General features: G+C 36.0%; 16 protein-coding genes, 1 tRNA gene and 1 riboswitch. Of the genes, 1 reads left to right on the top strand and 16 read right to left on the bottom strand.

Going from position 1 to position 17,025, the window contains the following annotated elements; all coding sequences use genetic code 11:
* Positions 1-123 precede the first annotated feature (123 nt).
* From tig to CDZ89_RS05450, 14 genes are all read right to left on the bottom strand, one after another.
* Positions 124-1,410 carry a trigger factor gene (tig, locus tag CDZ89_RS05515; protein WP_096153118.1) on the bottom strand — a complete coding sequence of 429 codons (1,287 nt, stop codon included), beginning with the start codon at positions 1,408-1,410 and terminating at the stop codon, positions 124-126.
* 244 nt (positions 1,411-1,654) lie between these two features.
* Positions 1,655-2,665, bottom strand: coding sequence for a tetratricopeptide repeat protein (locus tag CDZ89_RS05510; protein WP_096153116.1), 1,011 nt, complete (start codon positions 2,663-2,665; stop codon positions 1,655-1,657).
* 204 nt (positions 2,666-2,869) lie between these two features.
* A tRNA-Arg gene (locus tag CDZ89_RS05505) sits at positions 2,870-2,946 on the bottom strand.
* Positions 2,947-3,108: 162 nt separating this feature from the next.
* Positions 3,109-3,612, bottom strand: coding sequence for a metallophosphoesterase family protein (locus CDZ89_RS05500; RefSeq protein WP_096153114.1), 504 nt, complete (start codon positions 3,610-3,612; stop codon positions 3,109-3,111).
* Between the two features lie 20 nt (positions 3,613-3,632).
* Positions 3,633-4,223, bottom strand: a complete 591-nt coding sequence (locus CDZ89_RS05495; RefSeq protein ID WP_096153112.1) for an XTP/dITP diphosphatase — start codon at positions 4,221-4,223, stop codon at positions 3,633-3,635.
* A complete protein-coding gene (rph, locus tag CDZ89_RS05490) occupies positions 4,220-4,969 on the bottom strand; it encodes a ribonuclease PH (protein ID WP_096153110.1) in 750 nt (249 codons plus the stop codon). The genes CDZ89_RS05495 and rph overlap by 4 nt, the downstream gene beginning before the upstream one ends.
* Positions 4,970-5,073: 104 nt before the next feature.
* Positions 5,074-6,138, bottom strand: a complete 1,065-nt coding sequence (locus CDZ89_RS05485; RefSeq protein WP_096153108.1) for a GerMN domain-containing protein — start codon at positions 6,136-6,138, stop codon at positions 5,074-5,076.
* 166 nt (positions 6,139-6,304) lie between these two features.
* Positions 6,305-7,120: a glutamate racemase gene (gene racE, locus CDZ89_RS05480; protein ID WP_096153106.1), complete on the bottom strand. Its 816-nt coding sequence runs from the start codon at positions 7,118-7,120 to the stop codon at positions 6,305-6,307.
* 10 nt (positions 7,121-7,130) lie between these two features.
* A complete protein-coding gene (locus CDZ89_RS05475) occupies positions 7,131-7,583 on the bottom strand; it encodes a MarR family winged helix-turn-helix transcriptional regulator (RefSeq protein WP_096153104.1) in 453 nt (150 codons plus the stop codon).
* 296 nt (positions 7,584-7,879) lie between these two features.
* Entirely contained in the window at positions 7,880-8,104 is a 225-nt protein-coding gene (gerE, locus tag CDZ89_RS05470; protein WP_047972062.1) for a spore germination transcription factor GerE, read from the bottom strand.
* 152 nt (positions 8,105-8,256) lie between these two features.
* Positions 8,257-8,721 carry an acyl-CoA thioesterase gene (locus CDZ89_RS05465; protein ID WP_096153102.1) on the bottom strand — a complete coding sequence of 155 codons (465 nt, stop codon included), beginning with the start codon at positions 8,719-8,721 and terminating at the stop codon, positions 8,257-8,259.
* 101 nt (positions 8,722-8,822) lie between these two features.
* The gene (sdhB, locus tag CDZ89_RS05460; protein ID WP_176483826.1) at positions 8,823-9,584 is read right to left on the bottom strand and encodes a succinate dehydrogenase iron-sulfur subunit; all 762 of its coding nucleotides are present in this window, start codon (positions 9,582-9,584) and stop codon (positions 8,823-8,825) included.
* A gap of 13 nt (positions 9,585-9,597) precedes the next feature.
* Positions 9,598-11,346, bottom strand: coding sequence for a succinate dehydrogenase flavoprotein subunit (gene sdhA / locus CDZ89_RS05455; RefSeq protein WP_096153098.1), 1,749 nt, complete (start codon positions 11,344-11,346; stop codon positions 9,598-9,600).
* A 38-nt stretch (positions 11,347-11,384) separates the two neighbouring features.
* Positions 11,385-11,993 carry a succinate dehydrogenase cytochrome b558 subunit gene (locus tag CDZ89_RS05450; RefSeq protein WP_096153097.1) on the bottom strand — a complete coding sequence of 203 codons (609 nt, stop codon included), beginning with the start codon at positions 11,991-11,993 and terminating at the stop codon, positions 11,385-11,387.
* Between the two features lie 355 nt (positions 11,994-12,348).
* Between CDZ89_RS05450 and CDZ89_RS05445 the strand changes: the two genes are divergently transcribed.
* The gene (locus CDZ89_RS05445; protein WP_096153095.1) at positions 12,349-12,774 is read left to right on the top strand and encodes a YslB family protein; all 426 of its coding nucleotides are present in this window, start codon (positions 12,349-12,351) and stop codon (positions 12,772-12,774) included.
* Between the two features lie 568 nt (positions 12,775-13,342).
* On the opposite strand, the gene CDZ89_RS05440 is transcribed toward CDZ89_RS05445, so the two are convergent.
* Positions 13,343-14,581, bottom strand: coding sequence for an aspartate kinase (locus CDZ89_RS05440; protein ID WP_096153093.1), 1,239 nt, complete (start codon positions 14,579-14,581; stop codon positions 13,343-13,345).
* Between the two features lie 133 nt (positions 14,582-14,714).
* Positions 14,715-14,897, bottom strand: a riboswitch (Lysine riboswitch).
* Between the two features lie 67 nt (positions 14,898-14,964).
* On the bottom strand, positions 14,965-16,743 hold the full coding sequence (gene uvrC / locus CDZ89_RS05435) for an excinuclease ABC subunit UvrC (RefSeq protein ID WP_096153092.1): 1,779 nt from the start codon (positions 16,741-16,743) through the stop codon (positions 14,965-14,967).
* Between the last annotated feature and the right edge of the window lie 282 nt (positions 16,744-17,025).

The following is a 17,025-nucleotide window of genomic DNA, read 5'->3' as shown; positions in this document are numbered from 1 at the left end:
TCCATCCTTATATGAAATAACACACGCAGAAGGAGTAGAAATGGCCGAAACTTAGAATGTAAATATTAATTTATTGTACAAAACAAGGCACGAGTTAAATCGCGCCTTGTTTCTTATTTACTATTATGCAACATCTTTACTGTTTTCTACAAGTAGATCCATTGCTTTTCTAATTTTTAAATCTTCTTTTACGCCTTCAATGCTACCTAATGCTTGTTTAATTTGTTCAATAGGCATGTTGTACATTGCAGACATTTTTTCTAACTCTTCGTTCGCTTCTTCTTCCGTAACTTCAATGTTTTCTGCTACTGCAATCGCTTCTAATGTTAAGTTCATTTTTACGCGTTTAGCAGCATCTTCTTTCATTTGTCCACGAAGAGCTTCTTCGTCTTGACCTGAGAATTGGAAGTAAAGTTCAAGATTCATACCTTGCATTTGAAGGCGTTGTTCGAATTCGCGAACCATACGGTCAACTTCTGTGTTAACCATTGCTTCTGGAATTTCTACTTCTGCATTTTCAGTAGCTTTTTCCACTAAAGTATCTTTTAAGTGGTTTTCAGCATCTTGCTTTTTAGAAGTTTCTAAACGCTCTCTTGTTTTTGCTTTAAGTTGTTCTAAAGATTCTACTTCTTCATCAACTTCTTTAGCAAACTCATCGTCTAATGCTGGTAATTCTTTTGTTTTGATTTCATGTACAGTAACTTTGAATACAGCTGGTTGACCAGCTAAGTTTTCAGCATGGTACTCTTCAGGGAAAGTTACTTCTACGTCTTTTTCTACTCCAGCTTCTAAACCAACTAATTGATCTTCAAAACCTGGAATGAATTGACCAGAACCAATTTCAAGGGAGTAGTTTTCACCTTTTCCACCTTCAAATGCTTCATCGTTAACGAAACCTTCGAAATCCATTACTACTGTGTCGCCGTTTTCAACTGCGCCACTTTCTTTTACAACAAGCTCAGCTTGACGCTCTTGTAATGTTTTTAATTCTGCATCTACTTCTTCGTCTGTTACAGTAGCTTCTAATCGTTCTACCTCTAACCCTTTGTAGTCGCCTAATTTAACTTCTGGCTTAACAATAACTTTAGCAGTGAAAACTAAAGGTTGGTTTTTAGCCATATCTTGAACATCGATTTCTGGACGATCTACTGGCTCAATTCCAGCTTCAACAATTGCACTAGCATATGCTTCTGGAAGAATGATGTCTAGAGCGTCTTGGAATAAAGATTCCACGCCGAAACGTTGTTCAAACATTCCACGAGGCATTTTCCCTTTACGGAAACCTGGAACATTAACTTTTTGTACTACCTTTTTAAAAGCTTCGTCAAGACCTTTATTAACAGTTTCTGCATCAACTTCTACTGTTAATACGCCTTCATTACCTTCTAATTTTTCCCATTTTGCAGACATTGATTTTCCCTCCAACAATCTATTTTCGAAATGATAATGGTCAGTCTAACCTAATGAAACTAACATTACCTATTCTGCACACTACTTATATGTAGGTGGTACATGTACATAGCGATTAAATTTTCCCTATGTCATAAGGTCTAATTACTGTATTCCCATATCTACATAAATTTAAAATATGATTTATATACAGTTTACAACCATTATATTATAACACATGATTCTTTTTCTTCAACAATAACGATTATAATTGTAAATATGAAAATTCTTCAAGTTTTACAATTGTATCTCTGATTGTGGATAGTTGATTTATGTCCACATCGTAATCTAGTGCAACATGGTCAAGTTCCGCAGTAAAACCGTAATATTCGTTTCCTAAACTATGTAATGCCGCAGCCCATACTTTAGCGTTTTCCCCTTCTAATGTAAGCGGAAAAAGTACAGCATGTAAACGAACAATCATATCCTGTAGTGTGTCAAACATTGTAGGATTGTTCGAGTTTATTTTATCATCAAGAATAGACTCCACACTTAGTAAAAATGATGACTTTGTATCAAAATTTAGTTCAATTGGCTTTACTTTAATTGTTCGACTAAGCTTTTGAACGGTAACTTCTATATTCCATTCTTGTTCCATTAGAACATTCAATAAAAATGTTTTTAATACTGGATGTCGATTGGAATCCTCTAAGTAATTTAATATGTATTCTTTATACGGTCGTACGTGTAAATGTTTTAGTTGTTGAATGATCATATATTGTTTTTGAGTGTCGCCATTTATTAATTCGTCTATTTGAAGCTGACCATCTTTTGTTTCGTCTTTTAGTTTTTCGCTCTGTTCTTCATATGGAAGCATCTTTCTTGCAAATTCTAAAAGTTGATAAAACGTTTGTGCTTGTTGGGCTGGTATTCTTTCTTCTTGAAGGATTGCTTCAATCGTGAGTTTCACTTCTTCATACTCTTTTAATTGGATGAGGATCGTGATATACATTTGTAATGTATGAAAATAGTCTCCAATGTCTTCTTGTAATAGTCTTTTGCACCTTTGTTTCGCTTCCTGTAAGTCTCCTGTTTCCATTAGGCAAACGATGATACCTAATTCCACTTCTGCAGGTGCAAATTCAAAGTCTTGTGCTTCTTCGAATAGCTTTAAGGCGTCATGAAAATTTTTTTGCTTCATTGTTTCCATCGCTTTTTCGAGCAATCGTTGTTTTAGGTTAGGGAATTGTACGATATTTTGTTTGTCTTTTTTCATTGATCTGTACCACCCTGTTTTTTTTGTGAATTATTTGTTTAAAGTTTATCAGTAGTTGGTGGAGAGTACAAGGTGCTTTTAGTAGATAGTAATTAGAAGTTGGCTGTTAGGGGTTAGCTTATGTAGAAAAATAAAAACACCACAGAATTAAATTTATCAACACTCTTTGCAAAGTGCTCATAAACAAAATTCTATGGTGTAAAATGGCGTCCCAGGAGGGATTCGAACCCCCGACACACGCCTTAGAAGGGCGTTGCTCTATCCAGCTGAGCTACTGGGACATATTATGTTTAGGTCTTAACTTGTTAGCAATTTTTTCATGTTAACTAGCAGCGACAAGATTTATTATAGGAGAACCAAATAATAAAGTCAACACTTTTTCGTAAATTTTTCTACCATAATTTTTATAAGTCAGGGAAGTATTAATACTTCCCTGTTAAATATTAGTTTTTAAAAGAAAAAGATTTTAACAAATGACCTATTTCATTATAGTAAAGTACTGAAAAATCATTATCACTATACTCTAGTATAACATAGGATTGGTCCTTTGTCATACGAGGAAGTAGGATACTGCCTGGATTAATAAATAATATGCCATCTACCATCTCAGTCCCTGCAATATGAGAGTGTCCGAAACAAACAACTCTAGCACCTACTTCTTCCGCTCTATATTTTATTGGCATTAACGTTGATTTCACTTGATGTAGATGACCGTGTGTTATGTAAAAACGTACACCATTTACATCTTTCGTTAATTCTTGCGGATAATTCGAATCATAGTCACAGTTACCACGAACACTTTCATAATGTTTCATTGCTTCACTGTTTGCAGCTAACTCTGAATCCCCACAATGAAACAGTGCATTAACTTCAGGCGAATGCCTTTTTGCTATTTCTTTTAACAGTTCCTCATCGCCATGATTATCACTTATTATTAATACTTTCATGGAATAAAATCTCCTTGATTTTACAGTTTCTCCCAACGTTTTTCCAATCGTTCTATCGCTCTTGCACGATGGCTAATTTTATTTTTTTCTTCTTTTGAAAGTTGAGCCATCGTTTTATCTATTTCTTTTATATAAAAAATCGGATCATAACCAAAGCCATTTTCACCTTTTCGCTCTGAAGCTATAAACCCTTCACACGTTCCCCTTACCGTAAAACTTTCACCGTCTGGCATTGCAACTGCTAGTACGCAAACGAACCTGGCTGTTCTTTTTTCCGCAGGAACACCTTGCAATTTTTCTAACACTTTATCTATGTTTGCTTCGTCACTTTTTTCATTCCCAGCATAGCGTGCTGAATAAACCCCAGGTTCTCCATCTAAAGCATCCACTTCCAAACCAGAGTCATCGGCTATAACTACTACGTTAAGTGTTTTAGAAACTTCTGTAGCCTTAAGGAGCGCGTTTTCCTCAAATGTCGTACCTGTTTCTTCTACGTCTTGTATTTCTGGAAAGTCTTTTAATGATTTTACTGAATACCCTTTAGCTGAAAAAATATTTTGAAATTCTTTTACTTTGCCTTTATTATTTGTAGCAATTATTAACTCTTTCATTTCCCATCACCTATTAATGTAGCAATTTCACCTAACGCTTCTTTTTGGTGCTCTATTAATTCTAATATTCCTTCTTCTGCTAAGTCGAGAAGGTTATTTAATTGACTACGTGAGAATGTAGCTTCTTCACCAGTACCTTGGACCTCCACTAGCTCTAATTTTCCATTCATTATAACATTCATATCCACATTTGCTTTTGAATCTTCTATGTAATTTAAGTCTAAAATCTCGCCATGTTCTGGGTCAACGCCTACTGAAGTTGCCGCTAAAAAGTTATGAACAGGTAACTTCTTTATTTTTTTATCTTTTAAAAGTTTATGTAACGCAAAAACTGATGCCACATACGCACCTGTGATGGAAGCCGTTCTAGTTCCACCATCTGCTTGAATAACATCACAATCAATCCAAATTGTGCGCTCTCCTACTTTTTCTAAATCAATGACAGATCGAAGTGCTCGGCCAATTAGACGCTGAATTTCCATCGTTCTACCTGTAACTTTTCCTTTTGTTGACTCTCTCATTGTTCTTTGTTCTGTAGCTCGAGGTAACATAGAATATTCTGCTGTAATCCAACCTTTCCCTTGGTTACGCATAAAAGGAGGTACTCTTTCGTCAATACTTGCTGTACAAATAACTTTTGTATCACCGACAGAAATAAGTACAGATCCTTCTGGGTGTTTAATGTAGTTAGGAATAATTTCAACAGTACGGATTTCGTTTTTTTGTCTACCATCTACTCTTGTCATTTGCTTTGTGCTCCTTTATTTTTCACATTCATCACAAACAGAAGAAGAGGTAGCTTACGCTAACCCCTTCCAGTTTTCCTTTATAGTATATCAAAAATCAAAGATTAAAACCTTCCTGTATTCACCTTTTCAGGACGTGACACTGGTTCCGATACATTTGTACCATCTGTCGCCATTAACTCACCTTCACCGTTAACAGTGATAGAGATAGAATCAACTCCAGCTTGTTCTGTTAACGTTAGTACTAGTGCGTCCACTACAGTTTTTGAGATTTTATTTCCTTCGAAACTACCAAGAATAGATTCGTTAAAGTTTAATGTTAAATTACCATTCTCTAATTTAGGTTCCGCCATAAGTGCCACTTGCGGATTGAAGTCTCCAACTAGACCTGAAGTATAGGCTGGTCCTTGAATTAATGCCTTTACAATTGCTTCATAGTTGTTTGACTCCGAAACTTTCATACGTTTCGTAACAGGTACATAATACGTTTCTCCATCGTTAGATTCCGCTAAGAAATATAACGTTACAGGACGTGTGTTCATAATGTCTAACACTTCTGTCGTGTCATGGTTAATACCATCTGCACGGCTTAAACTATTGTTAATTGGTGTTTTATTCACAGGCATAAACTTTTGTTCATGGCCATTTACTCTTAATTCTACTTTTTCCACATTATCAAATTGCGTTAGTGTCCACGTTACAGCTTGCAAAATGGCCATTTCATCTTGTGGCTCATAGTCAGAAAATTCATTTGAGAAGTCAGCAACAATTGTGCCATCTTCTTTCAGATTGACATCCACTTCTGTTCCAGCAGGTAAAACTGCTCGAAAACCATTTGGTAACATTTCATCAACAGGTCCCCCTGTAACTAAATAGCTAAGCACTTGTTTTGCTGGTGAATCTGTAATTGGTAACATAACAGATTGAGAAACAACAAATCCATTGCTATCAATTAAATAAATTTCTCTTTCCACCATATCAGCAGCAACGTTTTCATCGCCATTATTCGATGTATCATTGTTTTCTGTATCATCTTGATATGAAACATCTGTTGGTACTTTTAATTCATTACCTGCTTTCTCATCCCCACCAAACAATCCACATCCAGCTAAAAACATTGAAGAAGCAAGCACAGAAGCAGCGGTAATCTTTAATTTTCTCTTAGACATAACTTTCCCTCCCATGACGGTTTGTACTAATATGTATACGAGCCTTAGAAAAAATTAGAACAAGCTTAACCATAAATTTTTCACCCCAAAAAATTTCAGGGAAATTACAGGCACCTGTAATTTCCCTGAAATAAACCCCGCTTATTTTTAGTAAGCGGGGTACGGTTTAGCTATTTACTTTTTCTAGTACGATGGTTTCAACGTTTTCGATAGATTGTTCAAATAGTTTAGATGCGATTTTTTGGAAAATCTCTTTCGGTCCTGTTGTTAAGAAAAGATGATCTTGAGATCTTGCTTTTTGGCGATTTAATAATTTCTTATAATCAAGAATAGTACTAACTTCTCTAGCAGTTTCATCTCCAGAGGAAATAATTTCCGTTGAAGGACCTACAGCTTTTTGAATGGATTCTTTAAGTAAAGGATAATGTGTACACCCAAGAATTAATGTATCGATTCCTTTATTAAGTATAGGCAATAAGGTTTCTTTAACAACTTGGTCTGGAAGCTCTCCCTCATATTCGCCGCTTTCCACTAATGGAACAAATGGAGGACAAGCTAAACTTTCTACTAGCACTTCTGAGTTTATTGTTTTTAATGCATTTTCATATGCACCACTCGTTATCGTACCTACTGTACCTATAACACCTACATGCCTATTTGATGTAACTTTAAGCGCCGTTCGTGAACCTGGTTCAATAACACCGATAACTGGAATAGGTAATCTATCACTTATTTCATCCAACGCTACAGCAGTTGCAGTATTACAAGCAATTACTAACATTTTAATGTCATGGTGTAGTAATAGGTAATTTGTCATTTCCCATGTGAATTCTCGAACTTCTTCTTTATTTCTCGGGCCATAAGGACACCGAGCTGTATCTCCTAGGTAGATGATTCTTTCTTTCGGCAATTGCCTCATTATTTCTTTTGCAACAGTAAGGCCACCTACTCCAGAATCAATAACTCCAATCGGTCTTTGCAAAAAATATCCCTCATTCTTTCATATCTTGATGTAAACGCGATAAACATTTTTCTAAAACTAATATTTCTTCAGGAGTGTAGTTCACTAATATTCCTTGTAAATATTCTTGACGTTTCTTTACTACCTCCGCGATAATTCTTTCACCTTCTTCTAGAAGATGAATACGTACTACTCTACGGTCATTTGGATCTTTTACACGTTGGACTAATTCGTTCTTTTCCATACGGTCCACTAAATCTGTCGTTGTACTACAAGCTAAATACATTTTAGTAGATAGCTCTCCAATTGTCATATCTCCGCCTTCTAATAACCATTGTAAAGCAACGAATTGTGGAGGCGTAATCGTATAATTACTTAAGATTTCGCGTCCTTTTTGTTTTACTAAAGTAGCGATATATCGTAATGACTTTTCAATATTTGCTACTGATTTTTCGTTTTTAATAACATTTTGTTGTTGTGTCATTCTCTACCCTCTTCCCCTATATTGATATGTATAAACATCAGCTGAAGCTTGTACAATTTTTTGTTAGGTCATGGCTGATAATCTTTCTAAAATAGATATGTTTACTAAACAATAACTTATGTTCACTTATCATTTTCTTATTTTTCTATGAAAATTGCAAGGTATTCTCGATAATAAAAGCACTAAACCTAGTTTTTTAAGCTGACGAAAAAAGGAAAGGGCATCATGAATTTATGTGAAATAAGAGGTTCCATGTTGTTCAAGATAACCTTCCCTCTTGTCAGCTTTGCAAGTGGTTAAAGCTCTAGCTCTCCCATACGAAGTAGCTCGACAACTGCTTGAGATCGCCCCTTAACTCCAAGCTTTTGCATAGCGTTTGAAATATGGTTCCGAACTGTTTTTTCGCTTATGAATAACTCTCCCGCGATTTCTTTCGTTGTTTTATCTTGTACTAACAGTTCAAAAACTTCTCTTTCTCTTTTAGTGAGCAATGGCTTTGGTTGAAACTCTTTCTCCTTCAATGAATGTAACCCTCCTTGCCTTAGCCAGAGCTGAACATCGTGGATGGGTGGATATTTAGTCATGGTATAATATGTGAAAATGTTGGTTAAAGTTACAGTTGAAAGAACAGATTTAAGGATTTTTTTTAGTAAACATACCTAATGAAACTGGCTCAAATATTTTTTGATACTGCTGTAAAGAATTTATCTTTCATTTCTGCTGTCCAAGGGTCACCTTTACCAGTTTGTTTGTTTAACTGGACCATTCGCCCTCTTCCTACAAAACAAACATCTCCATTATCCTTTAATCCCATATAATGCAGATCGACAGAAGATGTTCCAATATCATTTGCTTTAACGAACACTCTAATCTGTTCACCAAAGTAAACCTGATTCACATAATCACATTGGAGATCTGCAACTACCGGTATTGTATTACTTGAAGGCATTGCCCATTCTTGCATAAAGCCAAGATTCTTGAAATATTCGATTCTAGCTTCTTCGAAATATACAAACGGCACAGTATTATTCATATGACCAAACATATCTGTTTCGGAAAATCTTACTTTAATAAGATGACTGAATGAGAACTCATTCATCCAATTGGAAAAGTCGTTAATATAATTTATCTTTTTCAATTTATTCAACTCCTATTTTTTGAAGGTTCATTGAGGTAGTATTCTGTGAGGAAATAGATAGAATAAAACGCCTCTTCATATAGAGGCGTTTTATAATAGTATTAAACTTCGTCACTTCCGAAGAAGTTACGGAACATTTGGAAAGTAGTATCACGGTTTAGTGCAGCAATCGATGTAGTTAAAGGAATACCTTTTGGACATGATTGAACACAGTTTTGGGAGTTACCACAGTTAGCTAACCCACCATCACCCATAATCGCATTTAAACGTTCACCTTTATTCATTGCACCAGTTGGATGTGCGTTGAATAGACGAACTTGAGATAATGGAGCAGGTCCGATGAAGTCAGATTTGCTGTTCACATTTGGACATGCTTCTAAACATACTCCACACGTCATACATTTAGAAAGTTCATAAGCCCATTGACGCTTTTTCTCTGGCATACGAGGTCCAGGTCCAAGATCATACGTTCCATCGATAGGAATCCATGCTTTAACCTTTTTCAAAGAATCAAACATACGACTTCTATCAACTTGTAAGTCACGTACTACTGGGAATGTCTTCATCGGTTGAAGTCTGATTGGTTGCTCTAATTGATCAACAAGCGCCGTACAAGACTGACGAGGCTTTCCGTTGATAACCATAGAACATGCTCCACAAACTTCTTCTAAACAGTTCATATCCCAGTTGATTGGTGTTGTTTCTTTACCATCTGCGTTCACTGGATTACGACGAATCTCCATTAATGCAGAAATTACGTTCATATTTGGTCGATAAGGTAAATTAAATGTTTCTTCATATGTTTTACCATCTGGACCATCTTGACGCTCAATGATAAAAGTAACCATTGTTTCTGTAGCCATCATTATTTCCCCCCTATTTTTTCTTTGTGTAGTCACGCTTACGTGGCGGAATTAGTGACGTATCTACATCCTCATAATGGAATGCTGGAGCAGATTTAGCGCCAGTAAATTTAGCCATTGTAGTCTTTAAGAACTCTTCATCGTTACGATCTGGGAATTCTGGTTTATAGTGAGCTCCACGGCTTTCGTTACGGTTGTAAGCACCAATTGTAATAACACGAGCAAGTTGTAACATGTGGGATAATTGACGAGTGAACGCCGCTCCTTGGTTGCTCCATCTTGCAGTATCGTTAATATTGATGTTTTCATAACGCTCTAATAACTCTACGATTTTCTCATCTGTTTTTAATAGCTTGTCGTTGTAACGTACAACAGTTACGTTATCCGTCATCCACTCACCAAGCTCTTTATGAAGTACATAAGCATTTTCTGTACCATTCATGCTCATGATGTTGTTCCATTTTGCTTCTTCTTCTTTTACATAACGATCGAATAGGGAAGAAGATAAAGAATCAGCAGACTTTTCTAAGCCCTTCATATATTCAACAGCTTTAGGTCCAGCTACCATACCACCATAAATAGCAGAAAGTAATGAGTTAGCACCTAAACGGTTTGCACCATGTTGGGAGTAATCACACTCACCTGCTGCGAATAATCCAGGAATGTTTGTCATTTGATCATAGTCAACCCAAATTCCACCCATAGAATAGTGAACCGCTGGGAAGATTTTCATTGGTACTTTACGTGGGTCATCACCCATGAACTTTTCATAAATCTCGATAATACCACCAAGTTTAATGTCTAGTTCTTTCGGATCTTTATGAGAAAGATCTAAGTAAACCATGTTTTCGCCGTTAATACCTAACTTTTGGTTAACACACACATCAAAAATTTCACGAGTTGCGATATCACGTGGTACTAGGTTTCCGTATGCAGGATATTTTTCCTCTAGGAAGTACCAAGGTTTACCGTCTTTATATGTCCAAACACGTCCACCTTCACCACGAGCACTTTCACTCATTAGACGTAACTTGTCGTCTCCAGGAATTGCTGTTGGGTGAATTTGAATGAATTCTCCGTTTGCATAGTATGCACCTTGTTGATATACGATGGAAGCTGCTGCCCCTGTATTAATAACAGAGTTTGTAGACTTACCAAAGATAATACCAGGTCCACCTGTTGCCATAATAACAGCGTCTGCAGGGAATGATACGATTTCCATTGATGTTAAGTTTTGTGCAACAACTCCACGACAAATTCCTTCATCATCAATGATAGAACCTAAAAATTCCCAACCTTCATACTTTGTTACTAAACCAGAAACTTCATGACGACGTACTTGCTCGTCTAGTGCATAAAGTAACTGTTGACCAGTCGTAGCTCCAGCGAATGCTGTACGGTGATGTTGTGTACCTCCGAAACGACGGAAATCTAGTAATCCTTCTGGAGTACGGTTAAACATAACTCCCATACGGTCTAATAAGTGAATAATTCCAGGTGCAGCTTCACACATTGCTTTTACAGGTGGTTGGTTAGCTAAAAAGTCTCCACCGTATACGGAATCATCAAAGTGTTCAAGAGGAGAATCTCCTTCACCTTTCGTGTTTACCGCCCCGTTAATTCCACCTTGGGCACACACTGAGTGAGAACGTTTTACTGGAACTAATGAAAATAAATCTACAGGAACGCCAGCTTCTGCTACTTTTATAGTCGCCATTAAACCAGCAAGTCCACCGCCGACAACAATAACTTTTTTACTCATCTTGGTAACTCACTCCTTTTTCTAATGCTAGTTGCGTATTATACGAATGCTAGTAATGCTCTTACTCCAACGTAAGAAAGGGCAAAGAAAATACCAATCGTTACGTAAGTAGCAATCATTTGAGAACGAGGAGTTACAGTAATACCCCAGCTTACTAAGAATGACCATAAGCCATTTGCAAAGTGGAAAATCGTTGCAATTACACCAACAATATAGAACCAGAACATAGCTGGAGAAGCTAAAATCTCAGCCATCATATTGTAGTTAACATCTGCTCCAAGTGCAGCAGCAATTCTCGTTTCCCATACGTGCCATACAACAAATATTAATGTAATAACTCCAGTGATACGTTGTAATGCGAACATCCAGTTACGTACATAGCCATATTTACTTACATTGTTTTTCGCAGTGAATGCAATGTATAATCCGTAAATAGCATGGAATAAAATAGGAAGTGCAATTACAAAAATTTCTAAAACGTAACGAAACGGCAAGTTTTCCATAAAGTGTGCCGCGTTGTTAAAAGCTTCTGGCCCTCTTGTAGCAAAGTAGTTAATAACTAAATGCTGAATTAGGAAGAGTCCCACAGGAATTACCCCTAGTAGTGAATGGAGTCTTCTTAATAAGAATTCATTATTTTGAGCCATTTCTGTACCCCCTTTTTCGTGTAAAAAATAGATTAGATGTTAGTAAGATTCCGTTTCACTATTATAGTGAAAAACTTCTCAATCTCTGCCCATCCTTGTTTAAATTTTCGATAAAATGAAAGCCTTTGCATATTTATCGACAATTCTTCGACAAGTTTTATTTTACTCCCATGTATACCGAGCGTCAAGGAAAGGTGGGCATAAATTGTAATTTTATAAAATCTTTTATTAACTTACATCGATAAGCTAGGGAAATAATATTTTACTAGAATGAAATCATTCCATTGCTTCATTTCTGAAATTAGTGGGAATGGTATATAATAATGATTGGTGAAAAGAAAGTGGGGAATTATTTATGAGTAATGAATCAATAAACGAAACAGTAGAAAAAGTTAAAGTGCCCGCCTTTGGATACGAATTATTGCGTGAAGTATTACTTCCAGAAGTATTCGGCAAAGATCATGCCCAGTTGATGTATTGGTCTGGTAAACAACTAGCAAGAAAGTTCCCTTTATCTACTATAGATGAAATTATTTCCTTTTTCGATGAAGCAGGTTGGGGAAATTTACATATTCAGGATGAAAAGAAATATGAAATGACGTTTGTGTTAGAAGGTGGATATGTTGCTAGAAGATGTGATGTAAATAAAGATGCATCCTTCCAATTAGAAGCAGGATTCATTGCCGAGCAAATACAGCGCATGAAAGATAAAACAACGGAAGCTATAGAAGAAATAAAAAAGAAAAATAAAAGAGTTATTACGGTTCAGTGGGATAAGTAGTTATTATAGGTTATTACGGAGTCAGATAGGTTAAAGAAAAGAGCTGCCCAGGATTTTTATAAGATTCTGGGCAGTTTTTTTCTATTGTTATTGATCTTGTATATGAAGTTCATCTTTTGCTTTTTTCTTGGGCTAGTTGAACTTCATCAGCCTTATGAAGTTCATCTGACTCTTTTTTCTGGGGCTAGTTGAACTTCATCGAGCTTATGAAGTTCATCTGGCTCTTTTTTATGTGGCTAGTTGAACTTCATCGGGCTTATGAAGTTCATCTGGCTCTGGGGCTAGTTGAACTTCATCGAGCTTATCAAGTTGGCTCTTTATTCTGAGGCTAATTTAACTACATCAGCCTTATCAAGTTCACTTTCTCATTTTTCCTTGATCAAAATGAACTTCATCAGCCTTATCAAGTTCATTTTCTCTTTTTTCTTTGAGCAAAATGAACTTCATCGGCATTATCAAGTTCATTTTCTCTTTTTTTCTTGAGCGAAATGAACTTCGTCAGCCTTATCAAGTTGAAAATGAGCTTCATCGTGATGTCTTCAATCTCGCACCTTACAAAACCTATTAATTAGGCCTTTAATTCTTCTACCGCACCTTCTCCTAATTCAAACGCTACGTGTAATGCTTCAACTGCATTTAGCATTTTCTCTTCATCTACAACTGTAGATACTTTAATTTCTGACGTACTAACCATCTTCACATGAATACCTTCTGTAGCTAACACCTGGAACATTTCAGCTGCAACACCAGGGTTGGAGATCATGCCAGAGCCTACAATAGATACTTTAGCTAAGTTACTCTCTTGTTCAATATGTGTAAAGGCTAAATGCTCACGATAGTTTTCTAACACATCCACTGTTCCCTTCACATCATTCGTTTTTACAGAGAAAGAAATGTTTGTTGTATCTTTATCTAGAATAGATTGAATAATAATATCTACATTTATTCCGTGTTTTGCAAGCGTTGTAAAAATAGTTGATAATGTGTGTAATTCATTAGGTAATCCACAAACTGTCACTCTCGTTATTTGATCTTCAAACGCAATCCCTCTAATTACTAAACTCTTTTCCATTGAAACTTCCTCCTCAATAATTGTACCTTCTTCATTTTCCATACTTGAACGAACAACAAGCTTTACCCCATAGTTTTTCGCAAACTCCACTGCGCGAGGATGAAGTACGCCTGCACCTAAATTTGCTAATTCTAACATTTCATCGTAGGAAATTGATGGTAGTTTACGGGCTGATTCTACATATCGTGGATCAGTCGTAAAAACGCCAGTAACATCTGTATAAATATCACACTTCCTAGCTTTCAATGCTGCTGCTAAAGCAACCGCTGATGTATCTGAACCGCCACGACCTAGCGTTGTAATTTCATTATTAGAAGTAATCCCTTGGAATCCTGCAACAATAACGACTTTTCCATTATTTAAATGCTCTATAACATTATCCGTTTCTATATCCGTAATTCTTGCGTTTCCGTGTACGGGCTCTGTACGGATACCCGCTTGCCATCCAGTCAGCGATACAGCTTCATAACCTTTTACTTGTAGCGCCATTGAAAGTAATGAAATAGTAATTTGCTCTCCAGTAGAAAGTAACATGTCCATATCACGTTTACTTGGCTCAGCATTTATTTCTGACGCAAGTTTCACTAATTGATCTGTTGTTTTACCCATCGCAGATACTACTACTACTACTTGGTGACCATTTTTCACTTCATTAATTACTTTTTCTGCAACATTTTGGATGCGTTCTACTGATCCAACAGAAGTTCCACCAAACTTTTGTACAATGATTGACATGCTATTCATCCTTTTCTATTTACTAAATTTTTTTCATAATGTTAGACAGGGAAGCTAAATTTTCGCAATAAAAAAACAGCAATGAGCTAATTCTCATTGCTGTGATAGATTAAATAAAAATAACCGTTCACGCACTTGAGATAGCCCTCCAAGTAGATTAAACCTACCTGACAGTCCTACATTTCTTAAACGCAGAACCAGCAAAAAAAGTTAAGAGTCATTTTTTACTTCGGCGAATCTCCCCTTTTTGTAACGTTCTCAGAAGCTCTTACTTCTCCCGCTACATACTCATTGAGTTCGCACCTCTATCTTACTTCAGATTGAAGTTTGTACATTATGAAATTCATACAAAGTATATCAAACTATGAAAGAAGTTACAATTCTTAATTTTCATTTCTTAAGTGTTGGAAAATATTTTCTGCTGCTTTTAATGGGACTCCCGCTTTTTGTAACTCTTCTATAGAAGCTTCTTTTATTTTTGTAATGGACCCAAAATGTTTCAATAATGCTTTTTTCCGCTTCTCACCAACACCCTCAATCCCATCTAAAGAAGATTGAAAAACGGACTTAGATCGGAGTTGGCGGTGAAAAGTGATAGCAAAGCGGTGCACTTCATCTTGTATTCGTTGTAGTAAATAAAATTCTTGGCTATTTCTATCTAATCTCACCAATTCGAAATTATCGCCTGAAATAAGTTCACTCGTTCGATGTTTTTCATCTTTCGATAAACCTGCAAGTGGAATAAACAAATTCAACTCATTCTCTAATACATCTTTCACTGCTTGGATATGCCCTTTACCACCATCAATAATGATAAGATTAGGAAGTGCCAATCCCTCTTTCAACGCTCTCGAATATCGCCTTCTAACGACTTCTCTCATCGATTCGTAATCATCAGGTCCTTTTACTGTTTTAATTTTATATTTTCGATAATCTTTCTTATTAGGCTTTCCATCAATAAATACTACCATTGCCGAAACTGCATCTGTACCTTGAATATTCGAGTTATCAAAAGCTTCAATGCGTAATGGAGCTTTAATACCGAGCTTTGCACCAATATTTTCAACTGCTTTAATCGTTCTATTTTCATCTCGTTCTATTAATGTGAATTTTTCTTTTAATGCAACGTTCGCATTTTTTTCTGCTAAAGTGACTAACTGTTTTTTCTTTCCTCGTTGAGGCAGATATATTTTTGTATCTAATAACTTTTCTACTAATTCTATTTCAATTGTAGATGGTAAATAGATTTCTTTTGGTACGAAATGGCTTGCTTTATCATAAAATTGGCCAATGAAAGTTAAGAAGTCTTCTTCAGGTTCATTGTATATCGGAAACAAAGAAGCTTCACGCTCAATAAGTTTCCCTTGTCGAATAAAGAAAACTTGAACACACATCCAACCTTTATCAACCGCATAGCCAAATACATCTCTATCTACAAAATCATTCATCTCCATTTTTTGCTTTTCCATTGTTGCTTCTATGTGTAATATTTGATCTCGAAATTCTTTTGCTCGCTCAAAATCTAGTTGTTCAGCTGCAGTTGTCATCTTTTCTGTTAGTTCTTGTTTAATTTCTTTATAACCACCATTTAAAAATCGAACAATCTCGTCTACAATTTGTTTGTTTGTTGTTTCTGTTACTGTTTCAACACATGGTGCTAAGCACTGTCCCATATGAAAATACAAACAAACTCTATCTGGTAGAGTAGAGCATTTTCTTAAAGGATAAATTCTATCTAATAATTTTTTTGTTTCATTTGCAGCTTGTACATTTGGATATGGGCCAAAATATTTCCCTTTATCTTTTTGAACTTTCCTAGTAATTATTAATCTAGGATGGCGATCTGATGTGATTTTAATAAACGGATATCGTTTGTCATCTTTTAACATGACGTTATATTTAGGACTATGTTTTTTTATTAAATTAAGTTCTAATATAAGTGCTTCAATATTAGAAGAGGTGACGATATATTCAAAGTCAACTATCTCATTGACTAGTCTTAATGTTTTTCCATCATGAGAGCCCGTGAAATAAGATCGAACACGATTTTTTAACACTTTGGCTTTACCAACATATATAATAGTACCTTGTTCGTCTTTCATTAAATAACAGCCTGGTTGGTCGGGTAATACGGCTAATTTTTCTTTAATTAATGTGTTCACTCTTATCCCCCCGTTCTTCTCGATTTTGCATAACGATATTTTATCATAATTTCTTTTAAAAAGAAGCATTCAACTCTTCCCGAGTTCGACATAATTTCCCAAGAAATTTTTTAAAACCTAAGCATAAAGTATTGGATACTAATCGTTGCTGTTCGCTGTAGTACTCGCTATCCGCGGGTGGTCTCGGGATCCTCCTCGGAGCATGCGCCTGTGGGTCTACCTTGATGCACTTCTCCGCAGGAGTCTCCTACTACAGTGAACAGCAACTTCACTTCCGTATAT

Origin of the sequence: Bacillus alkalisoli, from assembly GCF_002797415.1 — a bacterium.
Lineage (GTDB): Bacteria > Bacillota > Bacilli > Bacillales > Bacillaceae_I > Bacillus_CD > Bacillus_CD alkalisoli.
The sequence above is the reverse complement of the archived record's forward strand: the minus strand, read 5'-3'. Positions and strand labels throughout refer to the sequence as shown.

Bases quoted from the DNA above. Each gene is read 5' to 3' on its own strand.
- CDZ89_RS05495 (WP_096153112.1), bottom strand. From the start codon at position 4,223: ATGAAAGAGTTAATAATTGCTACAAATAATAAAGGCAAAGTAAAAGAA.
- CDZ89_RS05475 (WP_096153104.1), bottom strand. From the start codon at position 7,583: ATGACACAACAACAAAATGTTATTAAAAACGAAAAATCAGTAGCAAAT.
- CDZ89_RS05500 (WP_096153114.1), bottom strand. From the start codon at position 3,612: ATGAAAGTATTAATAATAAGTGATAATCATGGCGATGAGGAACTGTTA.
- CDZ89_RS05485 (WP_096153108.1), bottom strand. From the start codon at position 6,138: ATGTCTAAGAGAAAATTAAAGATTACCGCTGCTTCTGTGCTTGCTTCT.
- tig (WP_096153118.1), bottom strand. From the start codon at position 1,410: ATGTCTGCAAAATGGGAAAAATTAGAAGGTAATGAAGGCGTATTAACA.
- sdhA (WP_096153098.1), bottom strand. From the start codon at position 11,346: ATGAGTAAAAAAGTTATTGTTGTCGGCGGTGGACTTGCTGGTTTAATG.
- CDZ89_RS05440 (WP_096153093.1), bottom strand. From the start codon at position 14,581: ATGTCAATCATTGTACAAAAGTTTGGTGGAACTTCTGTTGGATCAGTA.
- rph (WP_096153110.1), bottom strand. From the start codon at position 4,969: ATGACAAGAGTAGATGGTAGACAAAAAAACGAAATCCGTACTGTTGAA.
- sdhB (WP_176483826.1), bottom strand. From the start codon at position 9,584: ATGGCTACAGAAACAATGGTTACTTTTATCATTGAGCGTCAAGATGGT.
- CDZ89_RS05510 (WP_096153116.1), bottom strand. From the start codon at position 2,665: ATGAAAAAAGACAAACAAAATATCGTACAATTCCCTAACCTAAAACAA.
- CDZ89_RS05445 (WP_096153095.1), top strand. From the start codon at position 12,349: ATGAGTAATGAATCAATAAACGAAACAGTAGAAAAAGTTAAAGTGCCC.
- CDZ89_RS05450 (WP_096153097.1), bottom strand. From the start codon at position 11,993: ATGGCTCAAAATAATGAATTCTTATTAAGAAGACTCCATTCACTACTA.